The sequence below is a fragment of the Akkermansiaceae bacterium genome, from assembly GCA_024233115.1.
GTDB lineage: Bacteria > Verrucomicrobiota > Verrucomicrobiia > Verrucomicrobiales > Akkermansiaceae > Oceaniferula.
In genome coordinates this window covers 155650-179664 of the sequence record JACKQB010000004.1, presented here as the reverse complement: position 1 = coordinate 179664, position 24015 = coordinate 155650, and the positions used below count along the sequence as shown (strand labels likewise).

General features: G+C 55.5%; 18 protein-coding genes. 12 read left to right on the top strand and 6 right to left on the bottom strand.

All coding sequences use genetic code 11. The annotated features are described in order from the left end of the window. Positions 1-27 precede the first annotated feature (27 nt). The 8 genes from H7A51_11770 (at position 28) to H7A51_11735 (ending at position 10721) form a co-directional block, all read left to right on the top strand. The gene (locus H7A51_11770; GenBank protein ID MCP5536894.1) at positions 28-1158 is read left to right on the top strand and encodes a citrate synthase; all 1131 of its coding nucleotides are present in this window, start codon (positions 28-30) and stop codon (positions 1156-1158) included. A 58-nt stretch (positions 1159-1216) separates the two neighbouring features. Further along, on the top strand, positions 1217-2761 hold the full coding sequence (locus tag H7A51_11765) for a sulfatase (GenBank protein MCP5536893.1): 1545 nt from the start codon (positions 1217-1219) through the stop codon (positions 2759-2761). A gap of 176 nt (positions 2762-2937) precedes the next feature. Beyond that, positions 2938-3837 (top strand): PEP-CTERM sorting domain-containing protein, encoded by a 900-nt coding sequence (locus H7A51_11760; protein MCP5536892.1) that lies wholly within the window; start codon positions 2938-2940, stop codon positions 3835-3837. Between the two features lie 98 nt (positions 3838-3935). Next, entirely contained in the window at positions 3936-6173 is a 2238-nt protein-coding gene (locus H7A51_11755) for an alpha-xylosidase (GenBank protein MCP5536891.1), read from the top strand. Positions 6174-6311: 138 nt separating this feature from the next. Beyond that, positions 6312-7649: an MFS transporter gene (locus H7A51_11750; protein MCP5536890.1), complete on the top strand. Its 1338-nt coding sequence runs from the start codon at positions 6312-6314 to the stop codon at positions 7647-7649. 63 nt (positions 7650-7712) lie between these two features. Next, positions 7713-8999, top strand: coding sequence for a Gfo/Idh/MocA family oxidoreductase (locus H7A51_11745; GenBank protein ID MCP5536889.1), 1287 nt, complete (start codon positions 7713-7715; stop codon positions 8997-8999). An 85-nt stretch (positions 9000-9084) separates the two neighbouring features. Beyond that, positions 9085-10164: a Gfo/Idh/MocA family oxidoreductase gene (locus tag H7A51_11740; GenBank protein ID MCP5536888.1), complete on the top strand. Its 1080-nt coding sequence runs from the start codon at positions 9085-9087 to the stop codon at positions 10162-10164. An 80-nt stretch (positions 10165-10244) separates the two neighbouring features. Continuing rightward, a complete protein-coding gene (locus tag H7A51_11735; GenBank protein MCP5536887.1) occupies positions 10245-10721 on the top strand; it encodes a hypothetical protein in 477 nt (158 codons plus the stop codon). Between the two features lie 668 nt (positions 10722-11389). Here H7A51_11735 and H7A51_11730 read toward each other — a convergent pair. Further along, the gene (locus tag H7A51_11730) at positions 11390-12838 is read right to left on the bottom strand and encodes a sulfatase (GenBank protein MCP5536886.1); all 1449 of its coding nucleotides are present in this window, start codon (positions 12836-12838) and stop codon (positions 11390-11392) included. A 94-nt stretch (positions 12839-12932) separates the two neighbouring features. Here H7A51_11730 and H7A51_11725 point away from each other — a divergent pair, with 94 nt between their 5' ends. The 3 genes from H7A51_11725 to H7A51_11715 all read left to right on the top strand — a co-directional run bounded on the left by H7A51_11725 (position 12933) and on the right by H7A51_11715 (position 17548). Continuing rightward, positions 12933-13646, top strand: a complete 714-nt coding sequence (locus tag H7A51_11725; protein MCP5536885.1) for a DUF1080 domain-containing protein — start codon at positions 12933-12935, stop codon at positions 13644-13646. An 18-nt stretch (positions 13647-13664) separates the two neighbouring features. Further along, positions 13665-15998 carry a hypothetical protein gene (locus H7A51_11720; protein ID MCP5536884.1) on the top strand — a complete coding sequence of 778 codons (2334 nt, stop codon included), beginning with the start codon at positions 13665-13667 and terminating at the stop codon, positions 15996-15998. Positions 15999-16198: 200 nt separating this feature from the next. Further along, positions 16199-17548 (top strand): Gfo/Idh/MocA family oxidoreductase, encoded by a 1350-nt coding sequence (locus H7A51_11715; protein MCP5536883.1) that lies wholly within the window; start codon positions 16199-16201, stop codon positions 17546-17548. A 95-nt stretch (positions 17549-17643) separates the two neighbouring features. Here the strand turns inward: H7A51_11715 and H7A51_11710 are convergent, their stop codons facing one another. The 3 genes from H7A51_11710 to H7A51_11700 are packed head-to-tail and all read right to left on the bottom strand — an operon-like array spanning position 17644 to position 19059. After that, a complete protein-coding gene (locus H7A51_11710) occupies positions 17644-18015 on the bottom strand; it encodes an STAS/SEC14 domain-containing protein (GenBank protein MCP5536882.1) in 372 nt (123 codons plus the stop codon). Positions 18016-18044: 29 nt separating this feature from the next. Beyond that, positions 18045-18773, bottom strand: coding sequence for a DUF1003 domain-containing protein (locus tag H7A51_11705; protein MCP5536881.1), 729 nt, complete (start codon positions 18771-18773; stop codon positions 18045-18047). 7 nt (positions 18774-18780) lie between these two features. After that, a complete protein-coding gene (locus H7A51_11700; GenBank protein ID MCP5536880.1) occupies positions 18781-19059 on the bottom strand; it encodes a hypothetical protein in 279 nt (92 codons plus the stop codon). Positions 19060-19405: 346 nt separating this feature from the next. On the opposite strand from H7A51_11700, the gene H7A51_11695 reads away from it, so the two are divergent. Then, complete coding sequence (locus H7A51_11695) at positions 19406-20344, top strand: hypothetical protein (protein MCP5536879.1); 939 nt, start codon at positions 19406-19408, stop codon at positions 20342-20344. 29 nt (positions 20345-20373) lie between these two features. On the opposite strand, the gene H7A51_11690 is transcribed toward H7A51_11695, so the two are convergent. Beyond that, positions 20374-22785 carry a hypothetical protein gene (locus tag H7A51_11690; protein ID MCP5536878.1) on the bottom strand — a complete coding sequence of 804 codons (2412 nt, stop codon included), beginning with the start codon at positions 22783-22785 and terminating at the stop codon, positions 20374-20376. Between the two features lie 99 nt (positions 22786-22884). Then, a complete protein-coding gene (locus H7A51_11685) occupies positions 22885-23997 on the bottom strand; it encodes a D-2-hydroxyacid dehydrogenase (protein ID MCP5536877.1) in 1113 nt (370 codons plus the stop codon). Positions 23998-24015 lie beyond the last annotated feature (18 nt).

Sequence of the window (24015 nt, the reverse complement as noted above, 5' to 3'; positions counted from 1 at the left end):
TCAAACATACAACAAGGATAATTTAACATGAGTGACTATGCCAAAGGACTCGAAGGAGTCATCGCCAATGAATCAGCCCTGAGTGACGTGCGGGGTGCCGAGGGAAAACTCTCCTACCTCGGCTACGATATCGACGACCTCGTCGCCAACTGCTGTTTCGGCGAGGTGAACTACCTCCTGATGAACGGCCGCCTGCCCAATTCCAAGGAACTCAAGAACTTCCAGCAAAAACTCCGCCATAACCGCGAGCTGCCGCCACAGGTGATCGACTTTCTGAAGAACGCCCCCCACGATGCCTCCCCGATGGACGTGCTCCGCACCGGGGTTTCCATGCTCGGACTTTACGATAAACGCGCCAAGATCGGCGAGCCCGACCACGAGGCACTACACGAAGCCGCGATTTCGATCATGGCCCGCGTGCCGGTGATCGTCGCCTACTTCCACCGTGCACGCATGGGGCTCGACCTGCCACCCATCCGCACCGATCTCTCCGGCGCCGCCCACTTCCTCTATCTAGTCAACGGTGAGGAGCCTACGGCAGCAGCCACCAAGACGCTCGACGTCGCTTACATCATCCACGCCGACCACGGAATGAATGCCTCCACATTCTCCGCCCGTGTGACCGTAGCTACCCTCAGCGACATCTATTCCGGTATGACCTCCGCCATCGGCACCCTCAAGGGGCCGCTTCACGGTGGTGCCAACGAAGGCGTGATCCACATGCTGGAAAAAATCGGCAGCGAGGACAAGGTCGATGCCTACGTCGAGGATTGCCTGGCTAACAAGAAGAAGATCATGGGGATCGGCCACCGCGTTTACAAAGTGCTCGACCCACGTGCCCCGCACCTCAAGAAGATGGCTCTGGAGCTTACCGCGGACCTCGGCGAGCCCAAGTGGATCAACATGTCCAACCGCATCGCCGAGATCATGCTTGAGAAAAAAGGCCTCAACGCCAACGTCGATTTCTACTCGGCCACCGTTTATTACTCACTGGGTATCCCGACCGATCTGTTCACCCCGATCTTCGCGATTGCCCGCTCCGCCGGCTGGGCCGCACAGATCCTTGAGCAGCTCCGCGACAACCGCCTCTACCGTCCGCTCACCAAGTATGTGGGGCCGCAGGAAACGATGCCGGTTCCCCCCATGAACGAGCGCTAGGCCGCAGGACCCGCGGGTCCGTTGCCACGCGGATCGTTTTTCCAGGATCAGCCGCGTCATGATGTTTACACAACCATCGCATCACTTCACAAACCGGTCCGGAAAGCTGGTGCTAGGCTGCTTTGTCGTTGCAGCACTACAGTATGCCGGCATGGCGGGGACGCACGCGCAGGAAGCGTCGCCGCAGAGGATGAACATTCTCTTTATCATGTCGGACGACCATGGCAGGAACGCGACAAGTTGTTATGGCGGCAAGATTGTCAAGACACCGCATATCGACCGCTTGGCGGAGCAAGGGGTGAAGTTCACGCAGGCCTTCAGTAACAACTCGGTGTGTTCGCCGGCACGGGCAAATTTACTGACCGGCAAGTACAGTCACCTGAGCAGCGTAAAAAGGCTGATCATCAACTACGGCAGGCTGAGCGAAAAGTTTGACGGCAAGCAGGTCACCTTCCCAAAACTCTTGCAAGGAGCCGGGTATCAGACGGCGGTGATTGGCAAGTGGCATTTGGGCTCGCGACCCACCGGGTTTGATTATTTTGCTGTGACACCATTTTTCGGCGACTCTTTCAAGTGCCGCTTTACGATTCCCGATCAGCCATGGACGGGAAAGGACCGGGATGGCAAGCTCCAGACCGACGGGTACTTTACCGATGCGACAACGGATCCGGCGTTGGACTGGATAAGGAAAAGGGACACGAAGAAACCCTTCTGTATGCTGCTGCAGTATCGTGCACCACACGCGCCGTTTGTGCCTAACAAGAAACATCAGGATTTATTCAAGGACAGGGTTTTTCCTGAGCCCGGGAATTTGCATGATCAGTTTGAAGGGCGCGCGCCGGCGCATTGCAAGGACTTGCACAACAATAACATGATCCAGCAGAAGGTGATTTTCGGCGGTGCGCCCAGGAAGCAGTGCAACGGTGATTACGATCACGATGTCAGGATTTTATACCAGGATTTTATGCGTCGTTATGCACGCATGGTGGTGAGTCTGGATGAAAATATTGGACGTGTGATGGACTATCTGGACGAGAGCGGCTTGGCAAAGAATACGGTGGTGATCTACACAACCGACAACGGGTATTTCACCGGCGAGCATGGTTATTTTAACAAAATGTGGATGTATGAGGAATCCATTCGCCTGCCCTTGATTGTGCGCTCCCCCAAGGTCCGTGGAGGGCAGGTGGACTCCCACATTGTGAGCATGGTCGATGTGGCTCCCACCCTGCTCGATTTTGCCGGGGTGACCGTTCCGGCGGAAATGCAGGGGAAGTCGATCAAACCCTTGCTGATGAATCCCGATGCAAAGTGGGACAACGAGTTATACTACCATTACTATGGTTTGCTGCCTCGCGAATCCCCCCCGGAAATGATCGGGATCAGAACGCCGTATGCGAAGTTGGTCTTTTACCCCAAGCTCGACCAGGCTACGGCGTTTTGGGAGTATTTTGACCTGACCAAAGACCAGGGCGATATGCACAATCTTTATCATCATCCTGACTACAAGGAAAAGGTAAAGCTGATGAAGGAAAAATTGTACACCCTTGCCAGCAAGTATCAAGACAGGGAAGCGTTGGAATTGATTGGTAAAGGCAGGTAATCGAGCGCGGCTCCGGGGTGGCGGGAGTAATGGCTCCTGGAAAAAGACCGTGGAATGCGTGTTGCGAATGTCAAAAATGATGCTTGGCAACGTTGCGTGAATCTGCTGGGATTAGTTACGACTCTCTACATTATCGATGTGATTCATGCAATCACGGCCAGCCACAAACAAACACCATGAAAAAAATACATATCCACCTCATTTCCCTCACGCTGGGGCTTTTTAGTCTATCTGCCCAAGCAGCCGTGCTGTTGTACGAGCCGTTTGACTACACCGCGAATCAACCCATCGCCGGTAAAGGCGGCAGCGAATCTGGATTCGACGGTAGCTCGACCTGGTCTGAGAACGCCCTGGGCACCACTGAGATCACATCCGGTTCGGCGAACTTTGGAAGCCTTGTCACCACAGGTAACAAGTTCCATTACATCAACTCGTTTGGATCTTCCAATTACGACCATCTCGCATACGCATCGCGCGCCATGAACGTCTCCGCCAGTTCCGGTGATCTCTACCTTACCTTCCTGCTGCAGGGTCCAAGTGGAGTCAGATTGAACGGTGGAGTCTATATCAATGGCAGTGTCAAAGAATTCGGTGCCACCCGTACTGAGTATTTCGATGAACAGCGTAACGCAAGCCCGGACCGCCCCCATGTGTTCTTTGCTGACCAGAGTACCTCGGCAGGTGCCAACCCCGTTACTGCCACCACTTACATGTATGTGCAGAAATACACGGGACTTGGCACTGCATCAGGCGGCACGGCCCAGCTCTGGCTGATCGACTCGAGCCAATACGACATCATCGCGGCAGACGGTATCGTCAACACCGCCGATCTCGATGCCAACTGCCTTACTTCCACCTCCGTGCTTACACTGGCAGGGGCGGCGCCAACCCTTGATGGCAGCGAGCAACTCCGTCTACTGCTCCATGACTACGGCGGCGGCAATTCCGATTACACGCTCGACGAAATCCGCATCGCCACCACCCTGCACGAAGCCATGGACATCGTTCCCGAGCCGTCCTCAGCGGCACTTCTCGGCCTTGCCGGCTTGGCACTGACCCTCCGTCGTAGAAGGTAAAGGCATGCATCAACTCACAACGCCAAAGCGGCGTTTCACCCGGTGGGACAGCCCTTTGTCCCACCGGTTTTTTTATCACTGGTGCCTGTTAAACATCCATGGGCAAATCGTTTACACACGTTCCGGAGGGATTCCACCTGCGTATACCCCTGCCGCCGGTTGCCGTTGATATCGTCGATGGCGAGGCCTTGCTCCGGATTCCGTTTGCCGCTTACACGGGAGCGAAGGGGCTGGTCCGGGACGCAGCCGTGCCTCCCGTCACCAGAACCCTGCGTGTCCGCACCTACGGGAAGGATATCATCCGCATTAGCTTCGATCCTGCGGGCCGCGAGGAGGAAACGACCGACATGCTGACTCCGGAGACGATCCCGGAGTTGCTGCCATTGTCGGCCGAGACGAGTGGCACATGCATTGAGTTGTATGATTCGCAGGGCGTGAAACGGGCCCGCTTCAACACCGCACCCATTGCCACCCGGCCATGGAGCGATTTGTTGCCGGCTGGCGAAAAACTTCTGGAAGCCGAGTGGTTCCCCGACGGCGGCACATCCGTTCCACTGGCTTCGTATGACCGCTTTGCCCACGGCGTCATCGATTCCGTTTCCCTTGGCTACCTTGAAAAAGAGGGGGGAATCCAGCACACCCTGTTTTCATTCAAGGCGGATGCCGGGGAATGTTTCGCCGGGACGGGGGAGCGGTTTGCCAAAATGGATTTGTCGGGCCGAACCCTGACCCTGGAAAACGACGACGGGCTGGGCGTGAATTCGCAGCGGACCTACAAGAACATCCCCTTCTACCTCTCAAGCCGACCCTACGGCCTGTTTGTCCACAGCAGTTGCCGGATGCATTTTTCCCTGGCCGGCCAATCCACCCGTGCGGCGCAAGGCCTGGTGGAGGACGCTTCGCTCGACCTGTTTTTATGCGGCGGCGGGGATGTCCCCACGGTATTGCACAACTACTGTCGGCTGACCGGATTCGCACCAAGCCTCCCCCGCTGGAGCTACGGCATCTGGATGAGCCGGATGACCTACCACTCCGCGCAAGAGGTTGAAAATATCGGCCGCAGGCTGCGCGACAGCGACTTCCCCTGCGATGTCCTGCACGTCGACACCGGATGGTTTCCCCGCGACTGGATCTGTGAGTGGAGGTTTAGCCCCGACCGCTTTCCCGAACCCGCGAAGTGGATGGCCGGTATGAGGGAGCAGGGGTATCGCATCACCCTGTGGCAGACTCCTGATATTTCCGAAAAAAGTGACGTGGCCGGCACCGCCCGGGAAAATGGCTACCTGCCGCGGGTCAACGCCGGCGGGGACGCGGGCTCTGATTTCAGCCGCCAGGGGATTGTCGGCCCCATCGATTTCAGTAACCCGGAAGCCGCGTCATGGTATCAGGACGGATTGTTGCGGCCTTTGTTGGATATGGGCGCCGCCGCCATCAAAACGGATTTTGGTGAGAACATTCCCATGGATGCGCAATACCATGGGCTGCCGCCTGCAAAGCTACGCAACCGCTACGCCCTGCTCTATCAGAAGGCCGCCTTCGAGGTCACGGAGGATGTTTACGGCAAGGGCGGATCGCTGATCTGGGCGCGCGCCGGCTGGGCCGGCTGCCAGCGTTACCCGGTGCACTGGAGTGGTGACGCCGAATGCTCGTGGCAGGGTATGGCCGGCGCCCTGCGCGGCGGACTTCACCTCGGGCTGAGCGGGTTCACCTGCTGGTCCCACGATGTGCCCGGTTTCCACGGCTCGCCCGATTTCATGAACAGCTGGCCGAGCGACACACTCTATGTACGGTGGACCCAGTTCGGCGTTTTTACTTCACACATGCGCTACCACGGATGCAGCCCGCGCGAGCCCTACGAGTATCCCGCCATCGCAGACCTCGTCCGCGACTGGTGGAAACTCCGCTATGCGCTGATTCCCTATATTGAACAACAGGTCGAGAAGTCGGCTGCGTTGGGACTGCCCATGCTGCGCCCGATGATCCTGGCGGACGAAACCGATCCCACATGCTGGCACCTCGATGACCAGTATCTGTTTGGTGAGGATTTCCTCGTGGCTCCCGTCATGAATGATGAAGGTGTCCGTGACCTCTACCTCCCCGCTGGAAAGTGGATCAACTTCTGGACCGGCGAGCTTCTGTCCGGTGGCAGGTGGCTGAAAAAAGTGGAGAGCCCCTTACTCCACCTTCCCGTTTTTGTCCGGCGTGGAGCCGTCATTCCCATCTACCCGGACCACGTCAACTGCACCGACGAAATGGACCCCGGCCGAGTCACGGAAGTGGAGATCCGCGAGGGATTCGAGGGGCTGCCTGTCTGCCCCGGGCTGTGGACAGCCTGACACCTCATTGATAGCCTCAGGAGCAAAGGAAATGTCACACCGCACGCACTACCGGGATTGCATCCTTGCCACTGGATGAAAAGCTGAAATAGTGGGCGGCACCAACGATGTATTCCGCACCACTCAATCCACAACGCTATGAACAACCAAAGTAATATCGTCCGCCTCTCGATCATGATGTTCCTCCAGTTCTTTATCTGGGGAGCATGGTATGTCGCCATGTGGGGCTTTTTAGCCAACAACGGTATGACCGCCCTTGGGGATGGTGGCTCCTATGACGCCGCCGCCTATACCGTCGCCCCCATCGCCGCTATCCTCGCCCCGCTCACCCTCGGGCTGGTCGCCGACCGCTTCCTCAACACCGAGAAAGTCCTTTCCATCCTGTTCCTGGTGGGTGCCGTGCTGCTCTATATCGCTCCCAGCCTGGCAAAAGGAGGCGCGCCCGATTCCTTGCTCGGCCAGTTCAGCCACCCGATGATTCTCTGCCTGTTAGCCTACATGCTCTGTTTTATGCCGACGCTCGGGTTGACTGCCAGCCTGTCGTTCAGCCACCTGGAAAATGGAGAAAAACAGTTTCCCGTCGTCCGCGTCATGGGAACCATCGGCTGGATTGTGGGAAACTGGGCCATGTGGATCTGCCGCTCAATCGGTCTGGATGCGGACAGGTTTTCCGATAACTCACCACATATTTTCACCGCTGCGGCCATCGCTTCAGGCATCCTCGGCCTCTACTGCCTGAGCCTTCCTAAGACGGCACCTCCCGCCAAGGGCCAGAAAATCAAACTGGGCGAAATCGTCGGTATCGATGCCTGGGGGCTGTTGAAAAACAAAAGCTTCCTCGTCTTTGCCCTCGCCAGTTTCCTCATCTGTATCCCGCTCGCCGGATATTATGCCAAGGGTTACGGCTATGTGGGCGATATGGGAGTGCAGCTGTTTGGGTCCACCACCGGAGCCATGAGCACCGGCCAGATGTCCGAAATATTCTTTATGCTCATCATGCCCCTCTGCTTTGCCAGGCTCGGTGTCAAATGGATGCTCACCATCGGGATGGGTGCCTGGGTGGCGCGCTACGGGCTGTGGGGATTCGCTTTCGGCCAGGAGGGTGTCTTGCTCACACTCCCCATTTTCCTCGGCATCCTGCTGCATGGAATCTGTTACGACTTCTTCTTTGTCACGGGCATGATTTACACCGATAAAAAAGCGCCGGCCGCCATCCGCAGCCAGGCGCAGTCGCTGATTGTCATGCTCACGCAGGGCCTCGGACTCGGGATCGGCGCCCAGCTGTTCGGTCGGTGGACCGCGGCGTGCACCACTGGCGACAAAGTGGATTTTGCCAAATTCTGGTATGCACCGGCAGCTTTTGCGCTGGTCGTCATGGTGTTGTTTGTCCTGCTGTTCTGGGATAAGGTCGATAAAAATGTCGATGCCGGCGACGTAGCCGAAGCAGCCTCGCCCGACGGCGAGAGCGCGGTCTAATCCAAGGAATTTAAACCCGCCATTACCCGAAATATCACCCCCAATCCCACCGTATCCAATCGCATGCACGATAAACCACCGACACTTCACAGCCGCAGGTCGGCCCTCAAGGGGCTTGCTGCCATGGCAACCGTCCAGATTCTGCCCGCGCACATCGCCCTGGGCGGCCCGAAGGCTCCGAGCAACCAGCTGACCAAAGGCATCATCGGCTGCGGGGGTATCTCCCGCTCCCATTTGCGGATGCCGGGTAAACTGCTCGCGCTCTGTGATGTCGATAGCAATCACCTCAGGGACCGGAAAGCCGAAGCCGCCAAGCTCGGTGCCGGGAACGTCGACGGCTACGAGGATTTCCGTGAACTGATTGCCCGCAAGGACATCGATATCGTACATGTGGCCACCCCGCCCCACTGGCACGCCTTGCAAGCCATCGCCGCCGTCAAGGCGGGCAAGGACGTCTGGTGTGAGAAGCCGATGTCCCGGACGATCGGTGAAGGCCAGGCGATGGTCAAAGCCGTTGCCGAACACGAGCGGATCTTCCGCATCAACACCTGGTTCCGTTTCAAAGACCGCTACTACGGCCTCAGCCGCCCCGCCTCGGAAGCATGGAAGGTGGTTCACCACAAACTCCTCGGTGACGGCCCCTATACCTTTAACCTCGGCACCGCATTCGTCGGTAACTGGAAACTTGGCCAGTGGTCGGGCCGCACCGACCTCACCGAGCAACCGGTCCCCAAGCAACTCAACTACAACGCCTGGCTCGGGCCGGCACCGGTGAAACCCTACCATCCCCACCGTGTCCACGGCTCGTTCCGCGGCTACTGGGACTACGATGGCGGCGGCCTCGGCGACATGGGCCAGCACTACCTCGACCCCTGCCAGTTTGTTCTCGGCAAAGACAACGAGAGTCCGGTGCATGTCGAAGTCGATACCCAGAAACAACACCACGACGCCGTGCTTCCATGGCGTCGCATCGAGTTGACTTATGCCGATGGCACCAAGATCATCATGAATGCCGAAAACAAACCTGACGAGCCCATCATCACGGGTCCCAAGGGCAGCATTTACCGCCACTTCAGAACCAAGGATGTGCCGGATCTCAACGAGAAGCTCAAGCAGCTGCCGGGACCACCACCGATGATCACAGACTTCCACCAGGCCGTGCGCGAGCGCAAAAAGTTCGCTCTCAACGAGCAGAACGGCTTCCGCTCCTGCACCCTCATCAATATGGCCAAGGTGGCCCTACGCCTCGGTAAGCCGCTGAAGTTCGACTCCGACAAGCTCCAGTTTATCGATGACGATGAGGCGAACAAGTTGGTCAACCAGCCCATGCGCGGCCCTTGGAAGCTGTAATTTAGCATTTTAGATAGAGCATTTAACATTTATGACCCAGCTGCCCCGAAAACCTCGGGGCAGCTCTTTAACCACCATTCAACCCATGTCCCAACCATCCATCAAGATCCTCTGCGCCGGCGCCGGCCACATGGGGCGCTCACACGCCCTCGCCTATCACAATATCCCAGAATTCGAAATCGTGGGCATCTGCACACGCTCGGATGGCTCGGGCGAAAGACTCAACGCCGAACTCGGTGTCGATTACCCTCTTTTTGACGACTACTATGCCGCTCTGAAAGAGACCCAGCCCGACGCCGTTTCCATCTCAACCTACCCCGACACCCATGCGGCCTACGCGATCGCGGGTTTCGAAGCGGGCTGTGATGTGTTTGTCGAGAAACCCCTGGCTGAAACCGTCGAAGAAGCCGAGAAACTCGTGGCCTCGGCCAAGGCTAACAACCGCAAGCTGGTGATCGGCTACATCCTTCGCCATCACCCGAGCTGGCAGAAATTCATCGAGATGTCCCATGAGCTCGGCAAGCCACTGGTCATGCGCATGAACCTGAACCAGCAGTCGTTTGGCGGCAACTGGGAGACCCACAAGGCCCTGATGAGCTCGATCTCTCCAATCGTCGACTGCGGGGTCCACTACGTCGATGTCATGTGCCAGATGACCCGCTCCAAGCCGATTCGCGTCTCCGGTCTGGGTGCCCGCTTAACAGACGAGCTCCCCGAGGGGAAAATCAACTACTCCCACCTGCAAGTCACCTTCGAGGACGGCTCGGTAGGTTGGTATGAAGCCGGCTGGGGGCCTATGATGAGCGAAACCGCGTTTTTTGTCAAAGACGTCGTTGGGCCTAACGGCTGTGTCACGATCGAGGCGAAAGAAGCCGCCGGCGAGGGGGCCTCCGCCGATGTCGATGCCCACACCAAGACCAACACATTGCGCCGGCACTTCTCCGAACTGGACGATAACAACCAGTTTGTCAAAAAGGATGAGTGGACCGAAACCGGCGACGAGCCCGACCACGATGAACTCTGCAAACGCGAACAACTGTTTTTCCTCAATGCGATTCAGAATGATGTCGATCTCACCAACCACATGGACGATGCCATCCACTCGATGAAGATCGTCGCCGCCGCCGACAAGTCATTCCGCACGGGGGAGATGATTACGCTGTAAGCCGATACTCCTGTGTATCTTTTTCACTTTACATGTTTGCCATTATTTTGGTGAATGCTAGCCGATAACCTATATAGCTTATGAAAACAACCACCATGCGCCCCGCTTTTTACGCCTTCATGATCCTGATGCTGCCGAGTTTCTGCTTGGCAGACGCCAAGGATGAAAACCAGGTCTTTCGTTCGCCTAACGGATTTACAGCCACCTTCATTGGCCAAAAAGGAGAGGGGCCGGGGGCAACCATCATCAAAAACAAGGATGGCAAGGAAGTCGCCCGCATTGCAAGTGTCTACCCGATGTCCTTCAGCCCCGTGGCAGACATCCTGCTGGTCAAGGAATGCGCTGCCGATGATGATATCCGCCAGTATGTGTTAAACATCGGCGCGGGTGAATATCAGAAAAAAGGCAGGCGGACCGACTACGTCTTCGGTGGCCGTTATGTCATGTCCGCCAAGTGGTCCAAGGACGGAAAAACCATCACCCTGGTCAATCGGCCGGGTCTCGCCGATTTGGCGGAAGAGACATTTAACGTCGCCGAGCTGCTGAAGGGCAAGTAACCGGCGGTCAGCCACCTTGTCCTGACCAGACTGTTTGCCATTTTCCTAACCATCCAGATTGCGCCACTGGCGACAGCTGACCACACCGTACTCGCGGATTACTCGAAATGGATGGTCCAACGGCGCATCAGTAAGTGGCATGTTGTCAAGATACACACCTTCATGGCCAGTGAGATTAACATGCAAAAAGCCATCCACGCCGAGACCTAACCGATCCGGCCAGGCGTTCCACAAAGCGGCACGCTTGCATCAGCCAGGGAATCGGCAAAATAGCTTGAAGCCCTGACTTGCCACGCGCCCTAGTGGCACTCACATTGCCCCATCCCTCATTTAGCAGCAGAAGGCACAAAGACCACAAAACAGAGGTTGTTGTACTGAGCGCGGGAATAAACCTTGATTGTGTGGGTCTTGATATAGGGCGGACGGCTGGACCCAGCTTTGGGGCTGGCGAGGCTTGACTCGCGTGGCGAAAGTGCTGCTACGGAGGGACAGAACCGTCGAGCCGGTTCAGAAAAAAGCGGTGTCAAGCCACGCGCACTCCATTTTGCCCAAGGGTATTTGCACCATCTATGACCGCGCACTGTATGACTCAACGGATCGGTAGTGACTCTCTGTGCAAGTTGTGATTTTTGTGGCTTGATGCTTTTTTCATGTGCGTGATTAGCACTCTACTTCAGAGCTGGTGCCACTCCCGTGCCGGATTTCTTGGCGAGTTCGGCATGCCGCTTTAGCACGGTCGCGTTTTCGGGGTTGCCGTGCACACTTACCGTTGCCCCGGGATCGTTTTTCAAATCATAAAGCTCCACCGCATCGATCTTGTTCGTTTTCCGATCCCGCCACTCGGTGTAACGCCAGTTTTTGGTTCTAACACTCGTCCCCCGGAATCGCCCCTTATCGTACTGACTGAAGGCAGCCTGTTTCCACTCGATCGTAGGATCGTCGATCAGTGGTTGATAGCTATGCCCCTGACAATGCTTCGGCACTGGCAGACCGGACAGTTCACAGAGTGTGGGGTAGATATCGACAAACTCACAGAGCGCATCGATTTTCTGCCCGCCTTGTTTTCCGGGCACCCGGACGATCATTGGCACGCGCGTCGCTATTTCCTCATTGGTATGTTTACACCAATCACCAAAATCGCCGAGATACCAGCCGTGGTCACCCCAGAGAATGACGATGGTGTTGTCCTTGAGTCCGAGTTTCTCAAGAGCACCGAGCACGTGCCCGACATTGCGATCCATGTAACTCACAGCCGCATAATAACCGTGGATCAGCTCGCGCGTCTTGGCGTCATCGAGAGTGGCTTGCGTGGCGTCGATATCAACATACGCCTTAAGCTCCCCCCACGTTGAGTGCGCATACTTCGGGCTGTTTTTCGCATTTTCCCGGGCAGGTATGGCAATGTCATCGCGCTTGTAGAGATCCCAGTATTTACCGGGAGCGACAAACGGCAGGTGGGGCTTTGTAAATCCTACGGCTAGAAAAAACGGCTTGTCCGGGGTTTTTGAGTATTCTGTTAGTCTGGCTACAGCTTCATCCGCGACCTTGCCATCGCCGTAAACATTGTCCGGTGCATCACCCCCATTTTCCACAGACGGCCCCATCATCCGGCCTTTCTGGTGCGGATGTTTCTGTAACGCATCCTTCGACTCCTGGGTATAATACTGTGGTGCTTTCGGCTTCCACGGCTGCTCACTCCACCCTTGTGGAAAATCGTCATTCCGGGCGTGGTAGATTTTCCCCAGCGAAACCGTCCGGTATCCATTCTGCCGAAAATGCTGCGGCATACTCAGCACATCGGGCTGTTTTTCCCGCATCGGAGTGAAAAAATTCCACACCTTACTTGTTTCGGGTCGGGACCCGGACAGCAGGCTGGCCCGTGAAGCGCCACAGACCGCCACCTGACAGTAGGCCCGGTTAAAAAGAAACCCCTCGTCCGCCAGCTTATCGATGTGGGGTGAATGAATATGCTTCGCCCCATAACAATGAAGCTCAGGACGAAGGTCATCGATGGCAAACATGAGAATATTCGGTTTCTTATCTGCCGCTGAAACCAAACTCGAAAAGGTAAGCAGAACAAAAAGTAGAGGCCTGGTCGGGATAAACTGATTTTTCATGAATCGTTGATGTTTTTTCGCTAACTGACGTTATCTTCACCAAAGTAGGCGGCAGTGACAGAAAATTCGGATAAAACCGTATTATTCCCAATTCATGATCAGACTGGCTCTCTCACTTCTGCTTCTCACTTTTGCTTCGACCATGGCGCAGCAGGCCATGCCGCAATGGAAACCCCTCTTCAACGGCAAAGACCTGACCGGATGGGTGGATGTGAATACCTCACCTGAAACATGGGAGGTGCAAAACGGCATCCTCATTTGTAAGGGCAAACCAATCGGGGTCATGCGCACGGACCAGCAGTATGAAAACTACATCCTGCACATCGAGTGGAAACACACCGAGGCGGGCGGTAACTCCGGGGTATTTGTATGGAGTGACCCCACACCGGCGAAAGGCAGCCCCTACCCCAAGGGGGTCGAGGTACAAATGTTAGAACTCGATTGGCCGAAACTTCATCCGGATAAAAGCGGCAAACCACGCCCCATTGAGTTTGTGCATGGCGAGGTCTGGGGCATCATGGGACTGCACACCACCCCCGATAACCCCCGCGGGGTGAGAAGCAGCTCGATCGAAAACCGTTGCAAACCACGGGGCGAGTGGAACGTCTATCAGGTCGTCTGTATCGACGGGGTCATCAAGCTCTCGGTGAACGGAAAATTCGTCAATGGCATCAGCAAGGCCACCCAGAAAAAAGGCTACATCTGCCTGGAGTCCGAAGGAGCTGAAATCCACTTCCGTAACATCAAAATCCTGGAGCTTCCGCCAGGTGTCACCACACCTAAGCAAACCGCACCTGTGATCAAATAATCCTCTTACTGCCTCTTTATGAAATACCTCATTCTCTCTCTAACTGCCATCGCCACCCTCAATGCAGCCACACTCACTCTCGCTGCTGAAAAATCCATCACGCTGGAAAACAAACATCTCAAGCGGGTCATTTCCATGGCAGGTGGAATCCGTACCAGTGAGATCTATAACAAGCTCGACGGCAAGTCACTGACTCCGACTGCGGGTTACGCATTCGTCATCCACTTCGCCGATGGAACCCGATTAACAGCCAAGGATTTCACCATTGAGAAATTCACTGAGACCGAGTCAGCCCAATCTGCCAGACTCAAAATTGAGCTTTCTTGTGCCAAACCTGCCATCAAGGCCACACTCGAATACTCACTCGACGATCAGGATTTCTACACCCGTAAAACACTCACCCTGACGCCGGCGAATGACCTCAAGGTCAAGAAAATCGATCTCGAGTCACTCACCCTCGCCGAAGCCTGGCAGCCATACACCCTTTCCCAGATCACTGCCAGGGGAGCCGCCAAGTGGCGACCCGGCCTCGGGCAGCCACTCTACACCAAGACCACCGGCACATTCTGGGGTGTCGAGTTTCCCGCCTCGGTCAACACGGTCAAGGACGGCAAGCTGACCTGCTCCTACTTGGTTGGTAAAACGCTCGCGGCTGGAAAAACTTACACCACTCACTCCTCTGTGTTAGGTGTTTCGGACAAGCCGGAGTTTATCAAAGACGCGTTTTTTGATTACATCGATCGCACCCGTGTTAGACCGCTTCGTTTACAGACCCAGTATAACTCATGGTTCGACTACGGTCAGGGTGTCAGTGCCGCTAAAATGGCCAGTAGCATTAAGCACATCAGCAACGAACTTCACACAAAACGTGGAGTGCCGCCGCTGAAAGCCTACGTCATCGACGACGGCTGGCAGAACACAGGCGATGATTGGTCTAAAAAAGCATGGACCGTCAACGGCAAGTTCGATCCCCTTTTCAAGGACAGCTTCGCCGCCACCAAGGCCGCGAAATCCAATCTCGGCCTCTGGCTGAGCCCGGGCTGTATTTTTGGTGGGCAACGGGCGATTCCCAAACTCAAGGCCGCCGGTCACCGGTCGCTTGATCCATGGATGTCGATGTCCCACCCCGCTTACATGCGGAAACTTGAAGAACGCATGGTCGAGCTAACAGAACAAGGTGTCACCTACTTCAAGCTCGACGGCGTGTTCGGCCACCTCAACACCCGCAACTTCGATATCCCCGGATTCAAGGGTTCGGAACAAGAACTCAACGAGCCGAAATACGATGCACAAAAAATCCAGTATCTCACCGACGGCAGCGAGCGACTGATGAAGATCTTTGCCGCCATGCACAAAGCCAACCCCGACGTTTACATCGTTATTTCCAACGGCGCCTGGCTCTCTCCCTTCTGGCTGCAGCACATTGATGCGGTCTGGATGATCAACGCCGGCGATGCCGCAGGAGGCTCTAACCGCACCCAGGAACTCACCTACCGCGATGGTGTTTATCACGATATCGCTGTGAAGGAACACACCCAGTTTCCGCTGCATTCCATCTTCAACCACGAGCCCAAAAAAACCAGCAGCAAGGAAACCAAGGACACCTTCCGCCGTTACCTCTACATGAACATGTCACGTGGCACTGGCTTTGTGGAACTCTACATCAAACCGTTTATACTCAAGGAATACGACTGGGATGTGCTCGCCGAAGGCCTGCTCTGGGTGCATGACGTTTTCCCCACATTCAAGCGGTCTCGTATGCACGGTGGCGATCCGAAGAAAAACGATGTCTACGGCTACACCGCCTGGCTTCCCGAACGTGGATACATTTCCATCCACAACCCCTCCTCCGGGGAAAAAGAATACACCATCACCCTCGACCGCAGTTTCGGCCTGACGCCCGGATCAGAAAAATCCACCTACCTGCTCAGCTCTCCGATCGAGGATTGTTTAAAAGGCCTGAAGAAAAGCTACCGCCACGGCGACACCATCACGCTGACACTCAAGCCTGAGGAAATCCGCATCCTCAACTTCGATACCAAAAACCGCGACTGGTCACAGCTCCGCGCCCTCCAAACCCGCACCAAGGAGGACTACATCGCCCCCCCGAAACCCAAGCCCGTTCCGGTCAAGGGCCACGCCATTCTCGGGATCTGGAAATACGGCCCGCACACCCGCGAGTTCAAGGAAAATGGAACCTGCACCCTGACCTCGGGAGGGAATCGGCAATGGACCAAACCCTTTAAAGTCATTTCACCCCGAGAAGTCGTGGTAGGCGGTATCTACAGCCACCGCATCAACAAGGATGGCAGCCTGGACATCGAGGGTAAGTACACTGCCACGAAACAGTAGCCGGATCAAGCTGGATGGAAGGTAATCGTGTCAACCTGCTACCTCCATGACCGGCTTGCTCAAGCCGTAGAGAAAGAAGAGGAAATGGCTGCCGTATGCTTCTTGCAGAAGGGATCAATCAAGCCGTTGTCACTAAACGGGTGACAATTCAGAATGAGAGTTTACTCTTGCCCTCACAAAAACTAAGCCATCAAACAAAAATGAACCGTAGAAAATTTATTCAAGGTAGTGCCTTCACGGCAGGAACATTCGCCTTTTCAAACGTGGGCTTTGCTCAAAATCCAGGAAAAAAAATACGCGTCGCGTGTATTGGTGTCGGTGGTATGGGCGGTGGTGATATCCGGGGTGTGAAAAATGAAACCGTTGTCGCCTTGTGTGATGTGGATGACCGTTCTCTCAAGTCGGCTGCACAACTCTATCCCAGTGCCAAGCTGTACAAAGACTACAGGATCATGCTGCGGGAGATGAAGGATGGGATCGATGCGGTCACGGTATCTACGCCAGACCACACGCATTTCCCCGCGTCGATGATGGCCATGTTTGCCAATAAACACGTCTATGTGCAGAAACCCATGGCACACAATATCTGGCAGATCAGGCAAATGGTGGCCGAAGCCAGAAAGCGCAAGCTCGTCACGCAAATGGGTAATCAGGGGCATACCTTTACAGGTATTCGTCTGGTCCGCGAATGGATAGAGGCCGGCCTGATCGGGGAGGTGAAAGAGGTGATCGCCTGGACTGACCGCCCCTATCAATGTTACGCATTCAGCCCTGAACAAAAACAATATCCCAAAGCAACCCCGGTACCCGGTTACCTGGACTGGGATTTATGGCAGGGATGTGTCAAGGAGCCGACAGCGCATGCAAAAGATGTCTTTCATCGCTTGTATTGGCGCGGTTGGTGGAGGTTTGGTATGGGAGGGCTGGGTGATATCGGATGTCACACACTGGACACGCCATTCTGGGCGCTCGATCTTGAAATTGCCCACAAAGTGGATGTCGAGGTGGACCATGTCAACCCAGTGCATACCCCGCCTGGCTCCGTTGTGACCTATCATTGTAAACAGAAGAAAACGGGGAAAGTGATTCCCATGACCTGGTATGAAGGACCCAAAGTTCCCAAACTACCCGCAGCAATGGTCGGAACGAAGCTTCACAAAGAAGGCGGCTTGATCATTATCGGTTCAGATGGGATTGTCTATCATCCCGGTATGCGACCTGACAGCCCGCGCTTATTCCCCGAGGAAAAATGGACGGCCTTCCGCAACAACCCGGAATCACGCCCGAAGGAAGTTTACCCGCGCATCAAGGGTGGACCTATCGCAGAATGGCTCCGTGCCATCAAGGGGGAGGGTCCCGCACCCGGTTCAAATTTCGACTATGCCGGCCCTTTGACGGAGATGATCGCTCTCGGGACATTGGCGATACGTACCGGTAAAGGGATGGATTACGATGCTGGAAAAATGCAGATTACCAACAACCCCGAGGCGCAGGCGATGATCAAGGAGGAAGCGCGTGAAGGGTTTCGACTGGAAGACCTGAAGGTTTAAAGGTGATACCCATTTGCCGGCTATGCTGTTGTGTTAGACAACCATGAATCCTTCGCTACAGCAAACCCCAAGGCTGTCAAGGCCCAGATAACCGACTAATTGGCATCAGAGCACAACCACGCAAGGGCGGCATCGTATGCGTTGTACTCAAATGACCGAACTTCAGCGGATACAAAATGGGCTGCGAGCCTGGGAGCAGCGGTGGCAAGCTTGCTGTCGGTGACCAGAGCAACTTTCCGGATTTTCCGGTGATGGTTTCTAACAAACTGAATATGGTGGATCAGTCCGGAGAAATCCTCCCAGCCAGGAAACTGCCGGGTATGGATGAGAAGCCCTTTCATGAAAGGGTGAGCGGCAAGGTAATCATCAACGGATTTCGACAGTTCTTTGAAGTCTTGTTCTGATAGCGGACCGCTGGGTTCGACGACGGCGATTGCGTCCTCGGTAAGCAATTTGTGGGTAATCATGGCTGGTTGTGCTGGTTGGTTGTCGTAAATCACGGCATTTCGTCCGACTGGCGGAGTTTTGACCGCTCACCCAACTCTTCGAGGAGTTCGATCTGCACTTGCTGGATCTCGACAAGTCGCTCCCATTGCTGCATCAACAAGTGATCCATTTTTTCATGGAGGTGACGGATTTCCAGCTCGGCTTTGAGGTTGATCTGGTAGTCGTGTTCTGAGCGGACGCGATCTTTCGTCTCCTGGCGGTTCTGGCTCATCATGATGACCGGTGCCTGGACCGCAGCGAGGCAGGAGAGAACCAGGTTTAGAAAAATGAAAGGGTAGGGATCGAACGGCCTCATCAATAACACGATGGAGTTACAGCCTATCCACAACAATAGAAACCCAAAGAAGCTGAGTAGAAATGTCCAGCTGCCGCCAAAGGAGGCGACGCGGTCAGCCAGGCGTTCACCTGGAGAGGATGCGGTCTCGGTCTCCGCGCGCAGCTCCGGGGACATGAGGTCATGCTCCCTCATGCTCTCGATGACGCTTTCCTCCAGTCCCGTAAGCTCACCCTTTTCGCTCACTAACAGGTTCTGGACATAGGCCGCACGGAACCGGGCGAGGTCCTGTCGGCAGATGTATCCATGACGGTCGAGTCCGGGTAATTCCCGCTGTATCTCCGCCAGGACTTTGGGACGCACGGCACCGAGCGGGAAGGTTGCCGAGGGCTGGAAATCCTTTCCGCAAACACTACAGGTCCTATGTTCCTTCGCGTCCGGCATGGCGGGCTTAGTCGATGAGTTTACCCAGAACGGGATGGGATTTTTTCAGTTCATACAACAACTGCTCATAGTGCCGGAGGTGGCGTATCGCTTGCGCAATTAAAAATATGGCCAACACAATCAAGGCCGCGCAAATGATGAGCAATGGCAAGAGAAGGTGGATGACACTCTGGTCCTGGTAGGACTTGGCGGTCGCTATCAGAAGACTCAAAACAGAGAGCGGCAAAACAAAAATGGCCGAGCCCGTGCGCAGTACCGAGAGGGCTGTGCGTTTCTCGGAAAGCAAAAGCTGGGCTGAGTCAAACCATTCACTGTTGTCCTGGGTATGGTCCGGGTCCTGGGTGTCGGTATTCATGTGGAGAGCTGGAAACTGGGTTGTCAGGTGCAGGCATCAAAGGGTGATAAGACAAGCATAACCTATGGGGGATTGGTATCCGGGTCAAGGTGGGATTAGGGCTCCAGGGGACGCGCGGGTGAGCTTCATACTTGTCGATCCAGGTCGCAGTGAATGACGGAGGTCATCACCAAGTGGCTTCCTCGGTCGGATCTTCGTTGCAACAACCGCTTTGTTGGTTGTAGTGTTGTGTGGCAGTGTCCCCTGGAACAGACAAAGCTCGGCATAGATGAAAAGAATGAAACGGATATCACGCATGATGATGATATGGATCGGCTGCCATTCCGTGGTATCCCTTGCGGAATGTTCAGAGGCGACGGGGATCTTGGCGAAGACGATTAATACCGGGCAGTCCGTGGAAACAGGCTTGCCTGTCAACAAGGGATTGCTGCTCGATCTTGATGCCGATAAAGGCGTGGAGGTTGAAGAGGGAAACAAGGTCAAGGCGTGGCATAACCAGATCAAGGGGAATGCGGCCGGGGTCTTTGTGAAGCGCGATCCCGGCCGGAAGGTGCCGGGCTCGGGTCGACCCTCCCTGTTGAAAAACGTGCGGAAAATCGGCGGCCATCACACCCTCGCCTTTCACCGTCAGGAGCTGGTCAACATGGATGAGGATGTTTTCGATCCTTTGCTAACAGGAAATGGATACACCTGGATTTCTGTGATGTCGATTGCTAGGCAGGTCAAGGGAAAGAAGGATGTGCATTCATTTTTTGGCAATCTGAAAAATGGACCAAACTACGAAGGTTTCTGGGGATGTATCGCCGACGATCATCGTGTCTGGATGGGTTCGCGATGTTGGCCGAAAGTGAAGGAAGGAAAACAGGCGTTATGGGATAAAAGGAACCCGAAGGTGATCGCTCCAACGCCATTGACCTTGCACCGGTATTATCTCGTGATGGGTCGTATGGGATCGGGAAAAGGCGTTGTGGATTTGGATCTGTTTGTGGATTCAGCGACAGCGGTGGCCACTGGAAAAATGCCGGTAAACCCGAAGGCCAATGCATCGAAGATGGCGATTGGCCAGGAGCGCGACGCAACCAATCACCCCGGTTTTGAATCGTTTATCGGCGAAATTTCCCGCTTCCTGGTTTTTGACCGCCCCCTCAGCCAACAAGAGCTTGACGTAATCAGTCGCTATCTCATGGCCCGTTATCACATTGGAGCCTCCCAATAATCCGCCCTGTCGCCGCCCTGGTTGCTGCACTATTCCCTGGTCTTATTCTTCCCGTTGTGCTTGCCGGGCACCTTGGCTGCCGGGGCCTGGCCACCGGCGGCGGTGGTGAACGACCAGACATCTCCCATGACAACAGCCCCCCCGGGCTGCTCCGTGTCCACACGCCAAAAGTAGGTGGTCTCCTTCTGCAAGGCATGCTCACCGGTCAGGCTGACGATGTTCTGCGGGTTGTTTTTTGTGGATACTAACACAAGATTCTCCCGCTTGGTTCCAAGATGGATTCTGGCACGCACACCTCCCAAGCCACTCAAATACATGAGATCCGCATCGACCGGGACTCCCTCCGCCGCCATTTTAGGAACTGGCATCGAAGCCTTGGCATCTTGTCGACCGGGAATCCAGTAGCTGTCCGCCCCATACTCATACGTTCCGATGTCCGGTGCCCCACCGGTGAAGCCCGCGTTGACTGGTACTGACACACCTTTGATCGAGCAGGTCACGGGTACGGCCTTGTCGATCAGCTCCACGGCATCGGCCCGAGGTCGGAAATCCCAGTTGACCGGATCGCGAAGCATATCCTTCAAGCGTCGTTCACTTTTCCGTTTATCGCCGTAGTTATTGGAACTGATCCCGGGCACCGGCTGGTCTGTTAGCATGCTCGCGGCATTGTTGCGGGTGATGGTCTCTGCGTTACCCCCCTTTTCGGTGGCGATGTTCAACTCGCTGCCCCTGTTGATACCGAGGTTGTGGTAGACCTCGTGATAACTTCCCTTCACCCGGAAACCATTCCCTCCCGAGGGAGACATTTTTTTGAGATTCCCGCTCATCGCCACATTGCGATAGAGGTTGCCGTGTACGCCTGTTAGTGGTTTGTTCGCCCCGTCCCAGCGAAGGTCCCTTTGTCCGTTGTTGATCAACCAGTTGTAGCGAACCACTGATTCCATCATGTGTTCATCCGGGATATACATGGATGAGCCGTCCGTGTGCAGGAGGCCGCATCGGGTGTGAAAGTTCCACTCGCACACGATGGGTCGAATCGCCGTGGGGTCGTAGTTGGATACACTGAAGCGTTTGATGTTCCGCTTTTGGTAGCGGTTCGCTGAAAACCCCTGGGCATTGCCACAAACCGAAAGGGTGTTGCGACGGTAAGTCAAATCCGCGACTTTATCGAAATTCAACGTACTGCTCGGATCAAAGGGTTTTCCCATACCGTTGTCGTTGTTGGCACAGGCATAGTCGATGTAGGTAAACAGGTTGTTTTCGATCAGGATGTCCTCCACAAAATCGCCCGTGATGGCGCTGGCATCGGCATAGCGGAACGTGCAGTTGTAAACGGTGATATGGGAGCAGAAATCGTCTTCCGTGCCAGTGAAGCTCGCTGTTTCCGACGGCCCGAGGACCCCCAGGGCACGCTTCGAGCAGGCGTAGTATTTGAAGTCGCAATTCTTGATCGTGATATGGTCGGAGTTGTTGAATGAGAAGGTCGTGGCAAAAAAGTTCAAGCCATCGACGACGATGTGTTGGCTCGCCGCATCGCCGGTGATGGCGAAGGTCCTCGTTTTTCCGTAAACTCCCCGGCCTTCAGGGGATTCTCCGTTGTCGGCCCAAAGGTAGAGTGTTTGGTTGGTTTCATCGAAGGCCCACTCTTGAGCCGTGTCGAGCATCCGGCGCTCCGCGTTGCCGACTCCACCCTCGAAGAAATACCCCAGGGTGGTTTTGAACTTCATCAGCTCAGGGCGGTAATCGAACTCAGCTGACCCTGCTTGGTGATTCTCCACGATACGGGTGCCGGTTGCATGGGCGCCGAAGTTCATCAGCGCCACACAGCCGTTGAAAGAATAGCCCGCATGCGCAATCGCCTTTTCCCCATGACCGCCGTCAACGACGTGACCGCCGCCGCGTTCATTCCTTGTTTCCCGGGACCGGTGGCAGCGGGCGGCAGTCCGGTGCCAAACCTCGTCGGAAAATGCCAGGGCATTCGGGAAACGCGCCAAGGTCATCAGTTTTCCATCGACAAACAGCTGGGTGATATCCTGCTGCGTGGTGGTTTTGTAGACATTGCCCACATCCACCGACCACGCGCCGTCGATTTTTTCTGTTCCGTCCAGGATCACCTTTTCATCTTTGTAGCTGGTCAAGGTGATGGGTTGGCCCGGCGCCCCGGACTTGCCATTGAAGCATACCGATTCACGGTAAACACCGCCGCGAATCACGCAGGTTTCACCCGGCTCCATGATGTCCACCGCACGTTGGATGGTGGCAAAGGGCTGTTTCAGCGATGTTCCCGGATTTTGATCGTCACCATCGGTCGACACGTAGTAGGTGTCGGTAAATTTAGCTTCCGACTCTCGGCAGCCGGGCAGACAGAGAAGTGCACACAAGCTGAATAGAAAAATGTGACTGTTAGAAAAGTGTTGTCCCGGTGGAGTGGTCGAGTGCATTATGTTGGAGAGATCGTGGGAATAAAATGGAAAATGAGTTTTATCCAGTGAGTTGTGAATGCCGCTACATGGGGTGGGCTTTTTATGAACTATTGGGCTTTAGTACCCCAGCCTTTTATCAACCACATTGAGCAGGGGCTCGCCGGCGGCGAACCGTCTGAGGTTTTCGCGTAGGAGGGCATTACGTCGTTCGCTGGTGATCTCGGATTGTCCGGCCACGTGGGGGGTGATAACGACGTTGGGCATCGTCCAGAGGGCGTGATTGCCGGGCAACGGTTCGGGGTCGGTGACGTCCAGGCAGGCACCGGCCAGCTTGCCTGATTTCAGTGCCGCCACCAAAGCTTCGGTGTCGACAATTTTTCCACGCGCGATGTTGACCAGGTAACTGCCGGGCTTCATCGCGCTTATGGCGGCCTTGTTGATCATGTGTTTTGTCTCAGGTGTGAGGGGCACGGCAATAACAACGACGTCGGCCTCGGGCAGCATCTTGAGAAGGTCGTTAGGTTTGCCAACCTTGGCGATGTAGCCGGGCGACGGTGTATCGCTTCGACGTGTGCCAATCACCCGCATGCCGAATCCGTGTGCGCGCTGGGCGATTTCCGTCCCAATGCCACCGAGCCCAATGACCAGCATGGTCTTTCCCTGCAGGGCGACAGATTGGGTCTTGGTGTTGCCCCGCGACCAGGTGCCGTCATCCTGGCGATTCCCATACTCCCGCAGGTTGCGAGTGATTGTTAGAAGCATGCCCATGGCGTGGTCGGCAATGGCTGGCCCGTGAACACCACGACAGTTCGTGAGTACGATGGAGTCGTTTTTCATCAATGGGTCGATGCCGAGGTATCGGTCGACACCGGCACTCATGACCTGGACCCAGGCGAGCTTGGGTGCTTTTTGAAAAAACGCGGGGCTGGCATAAGCGGCGTCAATTCCGTGGGCCTCGCTGGCACGGGCCAGCGCCTCTTTTGGGGATAGTCCGGACACAATCCTGAGATTGGGCACGACACGTTTGAGCGCCTCATGATCTTGTTTGGATATACCGCTGCTGAAAAAGGTCAGTTGCGTTTTTGGATCGGATAGCTTGATGGCAACCTTGGCATTACGCAGCGAGCCCACCTCTTCAGCGAGCGCCTTGGAATCAACTGCACCTGCCGGTCCAGCCTGGGTGAGGGGACAGAGGGTGAGCAGGACGGTAGTGAGTAGGGGGATTTTCATAAAATGGATGAGTGGTTG

Bases quoted from the DNA above. Each gene is read 5' to 3' on its own strand.
- H7A51_11770 (MCP5536894.1), top strand. From the start codon at position 28: ATGAGTGACTATGCCAAAGGACTCGAAGGAGTCATCGCCAATGAATCA.
- H7A51_11765 (MCP5536893.1), top strand. From the start codon at position 1,217: ATGATGTTTACACAACCATCGCATCACTTCACAAACCGGTCCGGAAAG.
- H7A51_11760 (MCP5536892.1), top strand. From the start codon at position 2,938: ATGAAAAAAATACATATCCACCTCATTTCCCTCACGCTGGGGCTTTTT.
- H7A51_11755 (MCP5536891.1), top strand. From the start codon at position 3,936: ATGGGCAAATCGTTTACACACGTTCCGGAGGGATTCCACCTGCGTATA.
- H7A51_11750 (MCP5536890.1), top strand. From the start codon at position 6,312: ATGAACAACCAAAGTAATATCGTCCGCCTCTCGATCATGATGTTCCTC.
- H7A51_11745 (MCP5536889.1), top strand. From the start codon at position 7,713: ATGCACGATAAACCACCGACACTTCACAGCCGCAGGTCGGCCCTCAAG.
- H7A51_11740 (MCP5536888.1), top strand. From the start codon at position 9,085: ATGTCCCAACCATCCATCAAGATCCTCTGCGCCGGCGCCGGCCACATG.
- H7A51_11735 (MCP5536887.1), top strand. From the start codon at position 10,245: ATGAAAACAACCACCATGCGCCCCGCTTTTTACGCCTTCATGATCCTG.
- H7A51_11730 (MCP5536886.1), bottom strand. From the start codon at position 12,838: ATGAAAAATCAGTTTATCCCGACCAGGCCTCTACTTTTTGTTCTGCTT.
- H7A51_11725 (MCP5536885.1), top strand. From the start codon at position 12,933: ATGATCAGACTGGCTCTCTCACTTCTGCTTCTCACTTTTGCTTCGACC.
- H7A51_11720 (MCP5536884.1), top strand. From the start codon at position 13,665: ATGAAATACCTCATTCTCTCTCTAACTGCCATCGCCACCCTCAATGCA.
- H7A51_11715 (MCP5536883.1), top strand. From the start codon at position 16,199: ATGAACCGTAGAAAATTTATTCAAGGTAGTGCCTTCACGGCAGGAACA.
- H7A51_11710 (MCP5536882.1), bottom strand. From the start codon at position 18,015: ATGATTACCCACAAATTGCTTACCGAGGACGCAATCGCCGTCGTCGAA.
- H7A51_11705 (MCP5536881.1), bottom strand. From the start codon at position 18,773: ATGCCGGACGCGAAGGAACATAGGACCTGTAGTGTTTGCGGAAAGGAT.
- H7A51_11695 (MCP5536879.1), top strand. From the start codon at position 19,406: ATGAAACGGATATCACGCATGATGATGATATGGATCGGCTGCCATTCC.
- H7A51_11690 (MCP5536878.1), bottom strand. From the start codon at position 22,785: ATGCACTCGACCACTCCACCGGGACAACACTTTTCTAACAGTCACATT.
- H7A51_11685 (MCP5536877.1), bottom strand. From the start codon at position 23,997: ATGAAAATCCCCCTACTCACTACCGTCCTGCTCACCCTCTGTCCCCTC.